Annotated in this window: 15 protein-coding genes; all 15 read left to right on the forward strand. The window is 45.2% G+C overall.

Going from position 1 to position 15884, the window contains the following annotated elements:
• The first annotated feature begins 13 nt into the window (after positions 1 to 13).
• On the forward strand, positions 14 to 1087 hold the full coding sequence (locus tag J2T19_RS01910; protein ID WP_307212543.1) for a M24 family metallopeptidase: 1074 nt from the start codon (positions 14 to 16) through the stop codon (positions 1085 to 1087).
• 312 nt (positions 1088 to 1399) lie between these two features.
• Entirely contained in the window at positions 1400 to 1957 is a 558-nt protein-coding gene (efp, locus tag J2T19_RS01915; protein WP_056696506.1) for an elongation factor P, read from the forward strand.
• 190 nt (positions 1958 to 2147) lie between these two features.
• The gene (locus tag J2T19_RS01920) at positions 2148 to 3401 is read left to right on the forward strand and encodes an aspartate kinase (RefSeq protein WP_307212546.1); all 1254 of its coding nucleotides are present in this window, start codon (positions 2148 to 2150) and stop codon (positions 3399 to 3401) included.
• A gap of 270 nt (positions 3402 to 3671) precedes the next feature.
• The gene (locus J2T19_RS01925) at positions 3672 to 4721 is read left to right on the forward strand and encodes a LacI family DNA-binding transcriptional regulator (protein ID WP_307212549.1); all 1050 of its coding nucleotides are present in this window, start codon (positions 3672 to 3674) and stop codon (positions 4719 to 4721) included.
• 249 nt (positions 4722 to 4970) lie between these two features.
• On the forward strand, positions 4971 to 5888 hold the full coding sequence (locus J2T19_RS01930; RefSeq protein WP_307213131.1) for a carbohydrate ABC transporter permease: 918 nt from the start codon (positions 4971 to 4973) through the stop codon (positions 5886 to 5888).
• Complete coding sequence (locus tag J2T19_RS01935; RefSeq protein ID WP_307212553.1) at positions 5885 to 6718, forward strand: carbohydrate ABC transporter permease; 834 nt, start codon at positions 5885 to 5887, stop codon at positions 6716 to 6718. Before J2T19_RS01930 ends, J2T19_RS01935 begins: the two co-directional genes overlap by 4 nt.
• 51 nt (positions 6719 to 6769) lie before the next feature.
• Positions 6770 to 8053 (forward strand): ABC transporter substrate-binding protein, encoded by a 1284-nt coding sequence (locus tag J2T19_RS01940; RefSeq protein ID WP_307212555.1) that lies wholly within the window; start codon positions 6770 to 6772, stop codon positions 8051 to 8053.
• A 49-nt stretch (positions 8054 to 8102) separates the two neighbouring features.
• Entirely contained in the window at positions 8103 to 10637 is a 2535-nt protein-coding gene (locus J2T19_RS01945; protein WP_307212558.1) for a beta-mannosidase, read from the forward strand.
• Between the two features lie 278 nt (positions 10638 to 10915).
• Positions 10916 to 11920: a stage III sporulation protein AA gene (gene spoIIIAA, locus J2T19_RS01950; protein WP_307212560.1), complete on the forward strand. Its 1005-nt coding sequence runs from the start codon at positions 10916 to 10918 to the stop codon at positions 11918 to 11920.
• On the forward strand, positions 11913 to 12431 hold the full coding sequence (spoIIIAB, locus tag J2T19_RS01955; RefSeq protein WP_307212563.1) for a stage III sporulation protein SpoIIIAB: 519 nt from the start codon (positions 11913 to 11915) through the stop codon (positions 12429 to 12431). The genes spoIIIAA and spoIIIAB overlap by 8 nt, the downstream gene beginning before the upstream one ends.
• Before the next feature lie 29 nt (positions 12432 to 12460).
• Positions 12461 to 12664 (forward strand): stage III sporulation protein AC, encoded by a 204-nt coding sequence (gene spoIIIAC / locus J2T19_RS01960; protein ID WP_056696521.1) that lies wholly within the window; start codon positions 12461 to 12463, stop codon positions 12662 to 12664.
• Positions 12665 to 12696: 32 nt separating this feature from the next.
• Positions 12697 to 13086 (forward strand): stage III sporulation protein AD, encoded by a 390-nt coding sequence (spoIIIAD, locus tag J2T19_RS01965; protein ID WP_017687586.1) that lies wholly within the window; start codon positions 12697 to 12699, stop codon positions 13084 to 13086.
• Between the two features lie 21 nt (positions 13087 to 13107).
• Positions 13108 to 14298, forward strand: a complete 1191-nt coding sequence (gene spoIIIAE, locus J2T19_RS01970) for a stage III sporulation protein AE (RefSeq protein WP_307213133.1) — start codon at positions 13108 to 13110, stop codon at positions 14296 to 14298.
• A 29-nt stretch (positions 14299 to 14327) separates the two neighbouring features.
• Positions 14328 to 15206: a stage III sporulation protein AF gene (gene spoIIIAF, locus J2T19_RS01975; RefSeq protein ID WP_307212568.1), complete on the forward strand. Its 879-nt coding sequence runs from the start codon at positions 14328 to 14330 to the stop codon at positions 15204 to 15206.
• A 15-nt stretch (positions 15207 to 15221) separates the two neighbouring features.
• Entirely contained in the window at positions 15222 to 15860 is a 639-nt protein-coding gene (gene spoIIIAG, locus J2T19_RS01980; protein WP_307212573.1) for a stage III sporulation protein AG, read from the forward strand.
• Positions 15861 to 15884 lie beyond the last annotated feature (24 nt).

Raw genomic sequence — 15884 nt, forward strand, 5'->3', positions numbered from 1 at the left:
AGAAGGGTTACCGATGGAAAACAAACGAGTGAATAAGTTGCGTGAGGCTATGCGCGAGCGTGAACTCACGGCTATGCTGATTACTAATCCGATTAACCGTCGTTACATGACGAATTTTACGGGTTCAGCGGGATACGTGCTTATTACGGAACAGGAAGCTTACTTGCTGACCGATTTCCGCTATATGACACAAGCACCCCTACAAGCTAAAGGATTTACCGTTGTGGAACACGGACCAAAACCGATGGATTCCGTGCGTGAGCTGTTGCTTTCCGCAAACATCAAGGAAGTTGGCTTTGAGCAAGATAGCGTGACATTTGGCACGCATGCATCTTATGCTGAAACACTTCAACCGGTTGAGCTGAAAGCTGTCTCCGGTGTTGTGGAACAACTTCGCATGTTCAAGGACGAGGATGAAATCGCTGTAATGCAAAGAGCAGCAGATTTGGCAGATGCAACGTTCAGCCACGTTTTACAATTTGCTAAACCGGGCATGACTGAGCGTGAGGTTGATTTGGAGATGGAGTTCTTCATGCGTAAGCATGGTGCGACATCTTCATCGTTTGATACGATCGTTGCCTCAGGTGAACGTTCTGCAATGCCACACGGGGTAGCCAGTGAGAAGGTCATTGGACAGAACGAATTGATTACGTTTGACTTTGGTGCGTTGCTGGACGGTTACTGTTCAGATCTGACTCGTACCATTGCAACAGGTACACCTGTACCTGAGCTACGCAAAATCTATGATATCGTACTGGAAGCCCAGTTACATACGCTGGAGAACCTGAAACCGGGTATGACCGGACGCGAAGCCGATGCACTGGCACGTGATGTCATTGCAGGCTACGGCTACGGAGATCAGTTCGGACATAGCACAGGTCATGGCTTGGGTATGGAGGTTCATGAATCTCCTCGTTTGTCCAAGCTTAGTGACGATGTATTGAAACCGGGCATGGTTGTAACTGTAGAACCGGGTATTTATATCGACGGTCTTGGCGGTGTACGCATCGAAGACGATGTGGTTATCACAGAGACAGGCATTCATATTTTAACAAAATCGGATAAGAAATTTACCGTTATCGGCTAAATGACTATCCACCGGTGATAGAAACGAATTTTTAATTTAAAGATGAATTTTCTCCTCAATCGTAATGTGTAATTAGCGTAGTAGTGAAGGGGAAGGAATCGATTCTGAAGAAGCGTTAGCGTTCGCCTTTGTCTTCCTATTTATATCCTTATAAAGTCTAATCAGGTAAATAGGAAGACAACAGCGATCGTAAGAACGATCCGAACCTGGAACGGTCACGCCGCACATGGTATTGTATTCAGGCAAAGTCATATTTAAAATAACGCATCGACTTGTATCACCTACTTTTCAACTATACCAGGAGGGATCTTTGTGATTTCAGTAAACGATTTTAAAACAGGCTTGACTGTACAAGTAGATAACGATATCTATACCGTACTTGATTTCCAACACGTTAAACCAGGTAAAGGCGCTGCCTTTGTACGTTCCAAATTGAAAAATTTGCGCAATGGTAACACAGTTGAAAAAACATTCCGTGCAGGTGAAACAATTGGCCGTGCAATCATCGAAAACCGTGGCGTATCTTACCTGTATGCAAGTGGTGCAGAGCATACGTTCATGGATAACGAAACATATGACCAGTTCACTTTGACGAGTGACCAACTGGAATGGGAATTGAACTTCCTGAAAGAAAACATGAACGTAAAAATCGTTAGCTACCAAGGTGAAATCCTCGGGATTGACTTGCCAACAAGCGTGGAGTTGAAAGTTATCGAAACAGAGCCAAGTGTTAAAGGTAACACTGCACAAGGTGCTACCAAGAACGCGAAAGTAGAAACAGGATTGAATGTACAAGTTCCTTTGTTCATCAACGAAGGTGACGTTCTCCTGATCGATACACGTGAAGGTAAATACTCTTCCCGTGCGTAACTTTCAATGACTGTAAGCGAATAAACGGTCTGTTCAACCCTTTGCCATTTGTTTGGCAGAGGGTTTTTTCGAAAAAAGGTTAGCCTATCAGACGCTTTCGTAATATACTGGGTTAAAGTCATTTTTCGGAGAGAATAATGGCGATGGACATCAATTATGCATACTGCACAAGGTAGGGAGTGGATTTGCGTTGTCATTGTACGTCATGAAATTTGGGGGCAGCTCGGTCGGAGACACGGAGCGTATGAAACGTGTAGCTGGACGTGTTGTAGAGAAAATGGATGAAGGCCATCAGTGTGTAGTTGTCGTTTCGGCAATGGGAGATACAACCGATGATTTGATTGATCAAGCGAAACAATTGAATAGTGAGTTACCAGCACGTGAGATGGATATGTTGCTTACGACTGGAGAACAGATTTCAATCTCTTTGTTATCCATGGCTATTCAAGCACTTGGACGCAAAGCTGTGTCGTTTACAGGCTGGCAAGCTGGTTTCCGCACAGAGCCAGTTCATGGCAAAGCGCGTATTAACGATATTCAGCCTGAGCGAGTAATGAGAGCGCTTGAGGACGGTAATATTGTTATCGTTGCAGGTTTCCAAGGGATGACAGAAGACGGCGAGATCACTACATTAGGTCGGGGCGGCTCGGACACAACGGCCGTAGCGCTGGCAGCAGCTATTCAAGCGGATGCGTGCGAGATCTATACGGATGTGGACGGGATTTATTCTACTGATCCAAGGATCGTGAAGGTTGCACGTAAGCTGAAAGAAATTTCGTATGACGAAATGCTGGAATTAGCAAATCTGGGCGCAGCCGTGTTGCACCCGCGTGCAGTGGAGTACGCGAAGCATTCCGGTGTACCTTTGATTGTAAGATCCAGCTTTAACCATAATGAAGGAACGGTTGTGAAGGAGGAAGCAACGATGGAACAAGGTGTAGTGGTTAGTGGTATTGCCTATGACAAAAACGTAGCTCGCATCAGCATTTTGGGTGTTCCAGATGCCCCAGGAGTTCTGGCAGAGGTGTTTGGTGCTCTGGCGTCTGAACAGCTTGACGTTGATATCATCGTGCAAAGTGGTGTTATGGACGGAAAAGCAGACTTCTCCTTCTCCGTAGCATTGTCTGATCGTGAGAACGCATTGCGTGTCATTGAGAGCCTCCACAGTCGTTTACCGTATCGTGAAGTGACTTCTGAAGAGAACTTGGTTAAAGTATCGATCGTAGGCGCAGGTATGGTGAGTCATCCAGGCGTGGCTGCGAAGATGTTCCAAGTGATCTCAGGTGAAGGTGTGAGCATCAAAATGGTAAGCACATCTGAGATTAAAGTCTCTTGTGTCATCGATGGGGAGAAACTGCATGATGTAATCAAGGCATTGCACACAGCATATGACCTCGACACAGCGGAACAAGCTGTAGTTGGCGGGCCGCAAGTTCGTCGATAATGGAATAAACTATTTCGTCTAGAAGTCTGGTTTGTAGCAACATAGACCTATAGGCATAAGAAAAGGCTAATCGAAGCACATTCGGTTAGCCTTTTTGGGTTCGTTATTAGACGTTATGCAACCTTCAGCGCATTGTTGACTCCCGATGAGTCTTAGGAACGGCGACATGATTCCTATACAGCATGCATCTCTTTTGTTATGATGTAAACGTGTTAGTTTGGTTTACAAAATCGTTTTGTAAACCTTTTAGAAGAGGCGGGTGGAGTAGCGTTGGACAAAAAGAAAAAAGTAACGATGCAGGAAATTGCGGATAGAGTAGGTGTATCCAAATATGCAGTATCGAAAGCGTTATCTGGCAAGGCAGGCATCAGTACGGCAACACGTGAGCGCATATTTGAAGTGGCTTCGAATCTAGGTTATTTGGATCAGCAACTAACTAGACGCACGATGGCGCCTAAGACGCAGGCAGAGGAAGAAGAGCGAATGATCGGTATCCTTTTTCCCAATATCCGTAGTCAGAATCGAGAATCTTTTTATTGGGGGCGTGTGCTTGAAGGGGTGTTTCGCGGTTTAGAAGAGCACGGGATCTCATCGGTACTCATTACGGACGACAGTCCTCATCATTTTAACAAACTCATGCGACCAGAGGCGTTACTAGGTATCATCGGGATCGGACTGATTGATACAGCTATGCTGGTTGAGTTACGTTCACTTGGTATTCCTTTTGTTATTATAGATCACGAGGATGAGTTAGTTGCTTCAGATACAGTGTTTATGAACAATTATGATATCTATCGTAAGCTGACGAAGTTTCTGATTGGTAAAGGCCATCGACATATTCAGTTTGTAGGAGATTGGTCGTATGCCCGTAGTTTTGCCGATCGTTGGAGTGGATTTAAGGCGATTCTTGATGAAAATGGTATACCTTACACTCCACATAAAGAGCTGCTACAGATTAGACCCACGCATCATCATGAAAATCTAGAGCTGATTCGCACAGCAATGCAACAGCTCAGTGAGAATTCTTCCACCACCGCGATAGTATGTGCCAACGACAAGGTGGCTTCATTATGCATGGCTGAATTGGAGAGACAAGGTAAACGAATCCCTGCCGATATTTCAGTTGTTGCTTTTGACAACGATCCTGACGTTCAGGCGCAATATCCTGAGTTGTGTACTGTGAACGCAGAGACTGAGGCGCTAGGAGTGCAGGCAGTGGAAATCATGCAATGGAGGCTGAAGCATATCGGAATGCCTTATGAGAAGAGACTCATTCAAGGTGAACTGATTATCAAAGGCAGCATTGATAGCCTAGTCTAACATACAACCATGTGAGGTTATCCATTACAGGTGAATGTAAAGGATAGCCTATTTGGTATGAAGGGAATATCTATCAAACGAGGATTATTCATATTATTTATCTATGTAAACGCTTAAAGTAAACCTATTAAAATTTTGTAAACATAATAATATCAACAAATTAGTTGACAGTATACTTAGGAAATGACTATGATGTACTCAGATACAGCGTTTCACGCTGACAGACTACAATGGAAACGGGGTAATGCTATGTTCGGCAAAAAGCGAGGAATCGGCTGGATCTACCAGCAGAATGTGGCTGGTTATGTGTTTATCTCGCCTTGGCTGATTGGTTTTCTGCTATTAACATTGTGGCCGATTCTGCAATCGTTCTATCTTTCATTCACAGATTATTCTCTTTTAGATTCGCCAACATGGGTAGGTACGCGTAACTATAGCGAAATATTACAATCTGACAAATTATTTTTGAAATCGCTTACAGTAACGTTTGTATTTGTGCTACTAGCGGTACCAATTAAGCTTTTCTTCTCACTCATGGTTGCGATTTTGCTGAACAAAGACATTAAGGGCATGAATGTTTATCGTACTGCGATTTACTTTCCGTCTTTGATTGGAGGGAGCATTGCAGTGTCCGCGTTGTGGCGGAACATGTTCGGCATGGATGGTTACATAAACCACGTACTTGGTTGGTTTGGAGTTACCGGAATCGGCTGGATATCCAATCCGAATACAGCACTAGGTACTTTGATCTTGCTGAATGCCTGGCAGTTTGGGTCAACAATGGTCATTTTTCTAGCTGGATTGAAGCAGATTCCAAAAGATCTATATGAATCCGCCTCTGTGGATGGAGCTAGTAGTATTCGTAAATTTTTTTCAATCACCATCCCGATGCTCTCACCGGTCATGTTCTTTAACCTTGTACTCGGAATTATTAACTCATTTCAAATGTTCACGTCAGCTTTTGTCATTACGGCTGGAGGCCCGGCGAATTCTACCTACATGTATGTATTGTTCCTCTATGATAAGGCGTTCAAGCAGTTTCAAATGGGGTATGCTTCAGCGCTGGCATGGATTCTACTTGTCATTATCGGTGTCTTTACAGCACTGAATTTCATCGTATCTAAATACTGGGTGTTCTACGAATCCGAAGGAGGTAAATCAAAATGATAACTAGCAGTCAGAAGACATGGAAGGCACATCTTATTCTGATTCCATTTTCACTGCTCATGATTTACCCGGTGTTATGGTGGATTGGAGCCTCCTTCAAAAGCACGACTGAACTATCCTCACCGTCATTGTGGCCGACGACCTGGTTATGGGAGAACTACAGCAACGGCTGGAACTTTACGTCTGAGTTTACGTTTGCTCGATTTTTTGCCAATACGTTAATAATGGAGTTTTGGAATGTACTTGGTGGTGTCGTAACAGCAGCTCTAGTCGGTTATGGATTCGGTCGGTTAAATTTCCGATTTCGTAACTTCTGGTTTTCGATACTACTGCTAACGATGATGCTGCCTTCACAAGTAACCGTTGTACCACAGTACATTTTATTTAACAAACTTGGTTTAGTGGATAGTTATGTTCCGCTGATATTGCCACATTTCTTCGGGGGCGGCGCATTCTTCATATTCTTGATTGTGCAATTCATTCGTGGCATTCCACGTGAACTGGATGAAGCGGCGCAGATTGATGGAGCCTCCGTTTACGGGATCTTCTTCCGTATTATTGCTCCGCTAATCAAGCCTGCACTTGTGACCGTAGCGATTTTCACCTTCTTATGGAGCTGGGACGACTTTTTCTCGCAATTGCTATACCTCAATTCGGTAGAAAAGTTTACGGTGGGGCTTGGACTTCGGATGTTTATTGATCAGTTTGAAGTACAGTGGGGTCAATTGCTCGCGATGTCATTACTGTCCGTTATTCCTTCAGCAATCGTCTTTTTTATCGCTCAAAAGCATTTTGTGGAAGGTATCGCGACAACAGGGATCAAAGGTTGATTTTTGATGACAGGTATCACATTAACTTCACATACAAGGGAGTGTCATTCAATGGTGATCAAAGGTAAACGTTGGTTGAAGACGTTGACGATCGGTGTGCTGGCTGCGGTCATGGTGACAGGCTGTGCAGGAGGTTCGGGCACAAGTGAAGGTCAGGGCACCGGCACACTCAAAATGATGTGGTGGGGCTCGGATGCTCGGCATGAAGCAACCAAAAAAGCAATCGAACTATACACATCGAAACATACGGATGTCAAACTCACAACCGAATTTACATCATGGGATGGATACTGGCAGAAGCTTCCTACTCTTGCGGCTTCATCCTCTCTCCCAGATATTCTGCAAATGGATGCGGCTTATATTCAGGGCTACGCGAAGCGAGGGCAACTGGCGGATCTTTCTGATCTAGACTTGAGTGGCATCGTGGATGAGAAGATTCTGGAGAACATCAAGATTGATGGCAAGTTGTATGGAGTACCTTTGAGCTACAATGGTGCAGGATTGGTCTATGATAAAGTGACACTAGAGAAATACGGAATCAAATTACCTTTTAACAACTGGACTTGGGATGATTTCTTTGCTTATGCCAAAGAGGCGCGGAGCAAGCTGCCAGAGGATAAATATCCGATCGACGACATGCGCAACATCTGGGAATTCTATCAATTTTATCAGACTGCCAAAGGTAAAGGGCCTATTTTCCAAGATGGAAAGTTCAATCTGGACAAAGATAGCTTTTTTGAATTTAACAACATCTATGCCGATTTTCAAAAAGAAGGTATTGTACCGCCGGCAGATCAGCAGCTAGCTTTTAAAGAGAATGATCCACAGCTCGACTCACTGGGTTCTGGTAAAGTTATGCTTCGTACAGCATCGGTAGGCTCGGCGAGTGCAATTGAAGCACTTAAACCAGGTCAGTTAGCCGTGAATAGCAATCCGATCGGAGAGAGCGGAGGTGGCTGGGCTCAGTCAACGATTTTCTTCTCTGTAAGTGCCAATTCCAAAAATGTCGAGCAAGCGAAAGAGTTTATCAAATGGTTCATATCTGACCCAGAAGCAGGTCAAATTTTGGGGATGACACGTGGTATTCCAATTGATGATGAAGTGTACGCTTCCCTTGAGCCTAATCTTACGGATGGAGAACGTTTTGGTAAAGAATTGCTTGATGTTGCTAAACCGAAGGCATTACCTTTCTATCCTGCGCCTGCTGGTGCTGAAGATTTTACGGCTACGTATAGGTCGGAGATGGAGAGCGTTATGTTTGGTCAAGTGACATTGGAAGCAGCTTATGATCTATTGGTAGAGAAAGGTAAACAGGCTGAAAGTAAGATAAAATAAACAAAACTCATTGGATGGACATTGAATGATATAGATGGAGGCAGAAACCATGCTATTAAGTGATAATTGGAGAATTCAGCAATATGAAGTGGGAGAGAAACCGCCGCTGACCATTGCAGATGCAGACTTAGATGACCGTTTCTGGATCAGTGCGAGTGTACCGGGTGATGTACATTCCACTTTGATTGAACGTAAGCTAATTGATCACCCGTATTATGGACATAACGATATCAATTCTCGCTGGGTGGAGCAGAAGGAGTGGTGGTACCGCACACGCTTTCAGATGGATTCCGCTCCAACCAAACAAGAGCGCTGGGAATTAATTTTTGAAGGGTTAGATACTCATGCTACGGTTTATGTAAATGGTCTCGAGATTGGAACGGCCAGCAATATGCACCGAACGTACGTGTATGATGTCTCCCGCGTTATACGCCAAGGCAAAAATACGATTGCTGTCCGCTTTGATCCACTTTACCTTCATCATAGAGACAAAGCATTGATGCAGTGGTCGTCGTACACGAAGGAACGTCCATGGATTCGGAAGGCAGCGATGAATTATGGTTGGGACTGGGGACCACGCATCGTAACCGTGGGGATCTGGGGCAAGGTTAAGCTGGAGCGTCATGTGCAAGCCAAGTGGGAAGGGGTATATGCATATACGAAGCAGTGTGACAACCAACAGGCAGACATTAAAATTGAGCTTGAAGCGAAAAAATATCGTGGATGTGGCCATCTAACCTATCATGCTCGTCTTCTAGATGAGAATCAGCAGGTTGTGGCTCAAGCGGATGGTGAGTTGCTAAGTAGTAAAGTCGGATTTGATCTGCAAGTATCACAGCCACAATTATGGTGGACGCATGATCTGGGTAAGCCTTACCTCTATCAACTGGAAACTGTGTTGTTTGCAGACGGAGTAGAGATTGATCGTAAAGAGCAACGAATTGGAATCCGAACCGTGGAGCTGGTGCTGGAAGATGAGCAGGGACAGCCAGCATTTGCTTTTCATATTAACGGCGTGAAGTTGTTTGCCAAAGGCTCGAACTGGATTCCAGTAGATAATCTAATTGGAGCCGCACCGGACTCTCGATATAAGCATCTGATCATGTTGGGCGTAGAAGCTAATATGAACATGCTAAGAATCTGGGCAGGAGGCATTTATGAAAAAGATGTCTTTTATGATCTATGTGATGAGCTCGGGTTATTAGTGTGGCAGGACTTTGCTTTTGCCAACGCACTTTTCCCTGATTACAATGCTGATTTTGTGGAAAATGTACGGCAGGAGGCCATTTGCAACATTCAAAGGCTGCGCAATCATGCATCACTGGCGTTGTGGTGCGGCAATAATGAAATTGACTGGCTGTACGATATGAAATCGTCATCCGGCGAAATCACGACACCATTTTACGGTGAGACCATTTATCATGAGATGTTACCAGAATTGCTAGAGCAGCTTGACCCTGCACGCCAATATTGGCCCTCATCTCCTTATGGCGGGAATGATGCGAATGATCCGAATCATGGAGATCGTCACAACTGGCAAGTATGGCATGGTTCCGTCTATCCACGTAAATTTGGCGAGGTGCCTTTGCTAGATTACAGTGTAGAGGGCGTAACATTTAAAAACTATAAAAATGATTTCACGTTATTCAGTAGTGAATTTGGTATGCATGCCTCGGCTACGAAGTATACGTTGAAACGACATATTCCAGCGGATCAATTCTATTGGGGAAGCGTTGAAATGGCTTATCGTAACAAGGATACGAACCATCAGAAGGGCATTTTGCTTATGGAAGGGTTCACAGGAGTACCCCAAGATCTAGATGAGTATATCCAGTTCTCAATGCTAACTCAGGCTGAGGGATTGAAATACGGGATTGAGCATTATAGACGTAACAAAGCGCGCACGAGTGGCTCATTAATCTGGCAGCACAGCGACAGTTGGCCTGGAACCAGTTGGTCGTTAATCGATTATGAGTTGCTTCCAAAAGCATCCTATTATTATGCACGTAAATTTTATGATCCATTACTGTTAAGTCTGAACCATGAACCTGGGGAACTGTTAGAGTTGTGGGTGATTAATGATCACTTATCTTCTTTTAGTGGGCTGGTCATCCTTGAGGTTTATGATATGCAAGGTCAGTCGATTCATCGTATGGAGCTCCATGCCGAAGTGGAGGCCAATGGTGTCGTGAAGCTAGGAGAGTGGGACGAAAAGCAAGTGTTGCAAGATCTGCCCCCAGAACAGGCGGTGCTGAAGTTATCTGCGCCTGCATGGAATTGCCTAGATAACGTTTATTATTTACGCGATGCCAAAGATGTGCAGCTTCGTTCAAGCAGCATTCACGCTTTATATAATGAAGAAACCCAGCAATTGTTTGTGCAAGCAAAAGATGCGGTAGCTAGAATGGTTCAGATTCTGATCCCGCAAGGTAATGTGCGCATGAGTGATAACTATTTTGATCTGCTTCCAGGGGAGCAGCGAACCATTGATATACGTCAGGCAGATGGGCAAGTACTTGAATACCAACATATCACCGTATCAGCATTAAATGCAGAAGAGGTATCTGCCACACTAACAAGGTGATGGATGAGTAAGATGCCTCAAGGCATTTTACGTAATCAAAAGAGAACTTTTTGAACAACCTCTTACTAATTCGACAAAAGACCGAAACAGGGAAGCTTGAACGATGCTTTCCTATTTCGGTTTTTTTGACATGGAGCAAGAAGTGACGTCTCTCATTTTGCAGTTAAAAAGAATTGCTAGATTCAGCGTCATAAATTCGATGTACAGGCATAAACATGAGATATGAACAAGCACCAGCAACGCGATCAATTTGATTACAAAGTTGGAGGAGCCTACTCATGAAAGTGAACTGGAAGGAGCTTTTTCCGGAACCGATCCGAACCATTCTAGGGAGAATGCCACCTGCCGTATTAGAGAAAGTGGAGGAAGTGCGCATCCGGGAAGGGAGACCACTCGAGATCAATGCTGGAGATACCTATCACTTTCTTACTGCACAGGGCAGTCTGACAGCTAAGCCTGAAGAAGCTTACATTCCTCTAAAAGAAGTAACGCACAGGCTGCTAGATCTGATTAGTAATCACTCACTCTATACATTGGAAGAAGAACTTCGTAAAGGATTCATTACTATTCCCGGAGGGCATCGGATCGGGCTTGCTGGTCGAACGGTGCTAAGTGGTGGACGGGTGGAAACCTTACGCGATATCAATGGATTCAATGTGAGGGTTGCCCGAGAAGTTCATGGTGTGGCTGATCGTATTCTGCCTTACCTTCTGGACATGAAAAGCGGACAGGTATTCCATACGTTAATCTTATCTCCTCCACAACAAGGCAAGACGACATTGCTGCGTGACCTAGCAAGACAAATAAGCAATGGCTGCAGATTAGTAGGTGGAAGCGAGTTCGTGCAAGGGCTGCGTCCTCGACTTAAGGTAGGCATTGTGGATGAGCGCTCTGAAATCGCTGGAAGTTATAAAGGGGTACCCGGCTTCGATGTTGGCCCGCGCACAGATGTGATGGATGGATGTCCAAAGGCAGAAGGCATGATGATGATGCTTCGCTCCATGTCTCCAGACGTCATCATTGTGGACGAGATTGGTCGTCCAGAGGATGCGGAAGCTGTTATGGAGGCACTGCATTCGGGGGTTTCGGTGATTGCGACTGCACATGGGAGGGATCTGGGAGAGTTATCTTCTAGGCCAGCATTGAGAACACTCATCCAGGAACAGATGTTCCAGCGCTATGTGCAACTTAGGCGGACGAGCCGAGGGATGAACTTTCGCTTGGCAGATGGGAAAATGCGTGTTTTACAGCAGCCGGATGCAGGAGGTGAGGCATTTGGTTAACATGCTGGGTGCTGTCATTATCTTGTTCGCAAGCACACTGGCTGGCTTTTATCGTGCAAGGCAATTTGCTCTCAGGCCACGACAGTTGCGGGAATTAATTGCTGCATTACAACGACTGATGACGGAGATTAATTATGGATTGACCCCGCTTCCTGATGCTATGGGAAAAATGGGAGCTCAAACGAAGGAACCTGTACGATCATTGTTTCTCCATGCAGCAGGTCAGATGAATCCGCCACACGGACACACTGCACGTGAAAGTCTTCAGGCTGGCATTGAATACATGTGGAACAAGTCCGCAATGAAAGCTGATGAGCGAGAAGTCATGTTGCAGTTAAGCTTCAGTCTTGGCACCAGCGACCGTCAGGATCAGACCAAACATATCTCGCTAGCCATTCAACAACTCATGCATGAAGAATCCCGTGCACAGGCTGACCAAATGAAATATGAACGGATGAGCCGTAGCCTTGGGATGCTTGTCGGAGCGTTAATCGTCATTCTGATCTTCTGAAATTGCCGGGATAGTGAGGTGCCAAGGTCATGAATCTAGAAGTGAACGCAATTTTCCAAATTGCGGGCATCGGAATCATCATTGCAATGATTCACACGGTGCTGAAACAAATGGGAAAGGAAGATATGGCGCACTGGGTAACTGTGATCGGATTCGTCGTTGTATTATTCATGGTTGTTCGTATGTTAGACGGATTGCTGCAAGAGATCAAATCGATCTTTCTTTTCCAATGAAAACGGTCATGAAGCCAGGATGGTGGTGACCCGTGGAAATTATTCAAGTGGTAGGGCTAGCGTTGATTGCAACAGTCCTCATTCTTGTCATCAAAGAGCAGAAGCCTATGTTTGCATTTCTTATCGCTGCGGCTACAGGCATAGTCATTTTTATGCTACTGATTGGCAAAATTGGTGCAGTCATCGAGGTGTTGAAGAGACTCGCTGAAAACTCAGGTATGGAGAGTATCTATCTGAAAACCGTATTGAAAATTATAGGCATAGCCTACATTGCTGAATTCGGTGCCCAGATTGTAAGGGATGCAGGTCAGGAGAGCATTGCTTCGAAAATAGAACTTGCGGGAAAAGTTCTGATTCTGGTTCTCGCTATACCCATTATTAGCATTATTATCGAAACCGTCATGAAACTAATGCCGGTTTAGAAGGAGGCATGCGGACTTTTGATGAACAACAACCATTTTAAGCCGCAGTGGAGCCTTACTTTTGTACTAATGCTATGTTTTCTGTTTGGGATGGTGGGACATGTTACCGCAAGTGCACCATCCGGAGAATGGATGCAGCAGCAGGCTGACCAGCTTCCGAAGGATCAAGTGGAGAAATACTGGGATCAGCTCATGGGGCAATATGGTGGATTTTTCCCAGAGGGGAAAACACCCTCTTTCATGGATATGTTAATTCCGGGCAATGAAGGATTTAGTCTGAAGTCGGTATTTATAGCGATTGGAACATTCATGCTGCATGAAATCTTGTATAACGGCAAATTGTTAGTAACCATTGTGATGTTAAGCGTACTAAGTATGATTCTGGAGACATTACAGACGGCATTTGAGAAAAACAACATTAGTAAGATCGCCTATTCCATCTGTTATATGGTCATTATCGTCATTGCCATCAACAGTTTCAGCGTAGCCATAGGTTATGCCAAGGACGCCATTGAGGGCATGGTGAGTTTTATGATGGCGATGGTTCCCCTGCTCTTCACGTTACTAGCGTCAATGGGGAATGTGGTGACCGTATCGGTCACTCATCCGCTGATTATTTTCATGATTCACCTCGTGAGCACATTAATTCACATGCTGGTGTTTCCGCTGCTTTTTTTCTCAGCCGTGTTGCATCTTGTCAGTTCGCTATCAGATAAGTACAAGCTCACACAGCTTGCAGATCTACTGCGTAATATCAGCGTGGCCTTGCTCGGCATTCTACTAACGATGTTTCTAGGTGTAATTTCGGTGCAGGGTGCATCAGGCTCCGTTGCCGATGGGGTTAGTTTAAAAGCTGCTAAGTATATCGCAGGTAACTTTGTTCCCGTCGTAGGCAGGACGTTTGCAGATGCGACAGATACGGTCATTACAGCTTCGCTGCTGGTGAAAAATGCAATTGGTCTTACAGGGGTTATCATCATTCTGTTTTTGTGTGCGTTTCCTGCACTCAAAATTCTAACCCTTGCACTCATATACAACATTACTGGAGCGATCATGCAGCCACTAGGTGACACACCGATCGTAGGATGTCTACAAGCGATTGGGAAATCAATGATTTATGTATTCGCAGCATTAGCTGCTGTCGGACTCATGTTTTTCTTGGCAATCACTATTCTGCTCACAGCAGGGAACCTGACCGTCATGATGAGGTGATGGGCAATACCAGAAAGGAGCTGAGAAGGATGGGGTGGCTGAGCAACTGGCTCCAGGAATTAATCATGATCGTTTTGCTCGCAACGTTTGTGGATATGTTACTGCCCAATCGCTCGATGGAGCGTTACGTCAAGCTTGTGCTGAGCCTCCTTATCCTGCTTACCCTCCTATCACCTATAACTAAATTGCTTAAGAGTGATCCAGTTGCTGAACTCAAACGGGCAATGACGGTTATGGAATCTCCATCAGAGGGGAATGCCACCTTGGAGCAGATATTGGCACAGGGGAAACGTCTTCAAATGAATGAACAGGAACAATCCTTAACGTGGACTGCGAAGGAACTAGCCAAAGTGATGAAAGGCCAGATTGAACAAAGTACGGGGGAACGTGTTCAGTCTGTGGAGGTGAAGCTCCTGATGGATAAGGTTCAACCGGAATCCGAAGTCGCCTCTTCAGTACATTTACCAGTGATCCAACGTGTTATGGTCGAAATGAGCGGTCAGCCAGAGGGAATAGGGAGTAACGCTGAACGTAACGAAGGCGAAGTGGACAGTGCTTCTATGTTCGAACAAGACGAAGCTCAGGCAACAGGTGAATCCTCATTCAATCAGGATCCGATTCAAATTGGTACCATTCACGTTCCTTCGGTTCAGATTAAGGTGAGGACAGATGAGCAATCTTCCGTAAGCTCCCCTTCAGGGCAGCCAGGTGGTCATGGAAATACGGTAGATGCGGATGCTGAACCGGTTGCCGGTAGTCAGGAAACACTTACTCAGCCTCAAGGCGGGGATACAGCTTCATCACGCTCGAAGCATGCCGTACAGATTATAACGCTGTTGACGGAGAATTGGGATATCGATGCGAGCCAAGTGCAGGTTACAGAACAAAAGAACGCGCAGGCGTTATAAGAAGGAGGGTGTGCGGTGAGAAAGTGGCTTAAAAAAATCGAAGTGTGGCTGGGCGGCGGAGAAGATGGAGGTCGACGAAGTCAAACATTCCGATGGCTCATTATTTTGGGGTTAATCGGCGTTGGCATCATGCTGTTCAATTCATTTGTTAACGTCAAACAGATGGATACGGAAAATATCGGCCGGGAACCGCCTGATCCAGCGACATCCATGGCGACGATGCAAAATGACTTGACTGATCCGAACCCATTTCAGGCGATTGAGATGGCGTTTGAGGACAAGATCAAGAGTGTGTTGGAGAACATCGTTGGTGTAGGAACGGTCGATGTGATGGTTACCGTGGATTCAACAGAGGAGTTAGTGGTTCAGCGCAATGTGAAAGACTCGCAGCAGCTAACGGAAGAGACGGATGCCAATGGGGGCAAGAGACACATGACCCAATACACCAGGGATGGTGAGATCATTACTTATGAAATTTCAGGGGATCAGACACCAATTGTGACCAAAAAACTGAAACCACAAATTCGTGGAGTGCTTGTTGTAGCCAAAGGCGCAGAGAACAAAGTAGTGAAGGATCTCATTACCGATGCTGTGGAAAAAGGCTTGAATGTGGCCGCTTATCGAATCTCGGTTGTACCGCGCAAGCAGGATTAGCCTGGATCAATGATCCAAGGGCAA

The organism is Paenibacillus tundrae (assembly GCF_030812775.1).
Classification (GTDB): domain Bacteria; phylum Bacillota; class Bacilli; order Paenibacillales; family Paenibacillaceae; genus Paenibacillus; species Paenibacillus tundrae_A.

Bases quoted from the DNA above. Each gene is read 5' to 3' on its own strand.
- J2T19_RS01910 (WP_307212543.1), top strand. From the start codon at position 14: ATGGAAAACAAACGAGTGAATAAGTTGCGTGAGGCTATGCGCGAGCGT.
- spoIIIAF (WP_307212568.1), top strand. From the start codon at position 14,328: ATGGGGTGGCTGAGCAACTGGCTCCAGGAATTAATCATGATCGTTTTG.
- J2T19_RS01945 (WP_307212558.1), top strand. From the start codon at position 8,103: ATGCTATTAAGTGATAATTGGAGAATTCAGCAATATGAAGTGGGAGAG.
- spoIIIAE (WP_307213133.1), top strand. From the start codon at position 13,108: ATGAACAACAACCATTTTAAGCCGCAGTGGAGCCTTACTTTTGTACTA.
- spoIIIAA (WP_307212560.1), top strand. From the start codon at position 10,916: ATGAAAGTGAACTGGAAGGAGCTTTTTCCGGAACCGATCCGAACCATT.
- spoIIIAC (WP_056696521.1), top strand. From the start codon at position 12,461: ATGAATCTAGAAGTGAACGCAATTTTCCAAATTGCGGGCATCGGAATC.
- J2T19_RS01930 (WP_307213131.1), top strand. From the start codon at position 4,971: ATGTTCGGCAAAAAGCGAGGAATCGGCTGGATCTACCAGCAGAATGTG.
- J2T19_RS01935 (WP_307212553.1), top strand. From the start codon at position 5,885: ATGATAACTAGCAGTCAGAAGACATGGAAGGCACATCTTATTCTGATT.
- J2T19_RS01940 (WP_307212555.1), top strand. From the start codon at position 6,770: ATGGTGATCAAAGGTAAACGTTGGTTGAAGACGTTGACGATCGGTGTG.